The organism is Pseudoalteromonas sp. S2755 (assembly GCF_005886535.1).
Taxonomy (GTDB): Bacteria; Pseudomonadota; Gammaproteobacteria; order Enterobacterales; family Alteromonadaceae; genus Pseudoalteromonas.
On sequence record NZ_PNDS01000150.1, the window covers coordinates 1 to 830 of the forward strand.

Here is an 830-nt window from a genome sequence, read left to right on the forward strand (position 1 = left end):
AGGGTGAGAGCATACTTCGTTAACGACCATTAACCGAAGATAAGCTCTGCCCTGAATTCATCGTCAAAGCTGGCCCGAACGCACTTGCCACGTATCGAATCTTTGCGGCCTGTGTGCTGTTTTACCAGATTGCGAACAACCCGCCTGAACAGCGCCATATTCTCAGCCGAAATCGGTTCGCTGATCTGGCAAGCATCTTCCTTAAACACCACGTCCAACACCCAATGCTGTTGGTTCTCGATGTGCCAATGATGGCGGATGGCTTTTTGTAACATCTGTGCATCAGGCTCAACTGAAGTGACATAGAAGTGTGTGTCTATTTTTGTTACCGACTCGGATTTATTGTGTCTTTCAACCGCGACTAATGAAGTGATCCCGGGCCATTTTTCTTTTATCTCTTCGGGCAGTTTGTCTGCCTTCAGAGCATAAGTGATGCGTGTTTCCTGGCGTCCATGACCATTGCTGACTTGTACATCTTCAGGCAAATTCTCCTCTTGTTCAAAGGCTGTTTCAAAACATGAAGTGACTGCTTTATAGAGTGTTTTCTGATTCGCTTTGACCTGAACCAGATAGTCAGCCCCTCTTGAAATCAGTGCTGTAAGTGTCGCTTTCTGACAATGTAGTGCATCTAGTGTGACGATAGAATCTGAAATATCGAGCACATCCAATAAGGCCCTAACTGCCGGTATCTCATTGGACTTATTTTCTACCGTTCGCTGATACAAAGTTAAACCAGACTCGCAATCAAAAGCAGACACCAAGTGTAAGTTATCCTCCCGCTTTTTACTGGCACCGCGCAGAGTTTTACCATCACACGCCATGAGTGGCCT

Annotated in this window: 1 protein-coding gene; it reads right to left on the minus strand. The window is 46.1% G+C overall.

Annotation, left to right across the window (positions count from 1 at the left end; translation table 11 throughout):
* Nucleotides 1-29 precede the first annotated feature (29 nt).
* A partial coding sequence (locus tag CWC03_RS20840) for an ISAs1 family transposase (protein WP_138583507.1) occupies nt 30-830 on the minus strand: 801 nt, incomplete at its 5' end.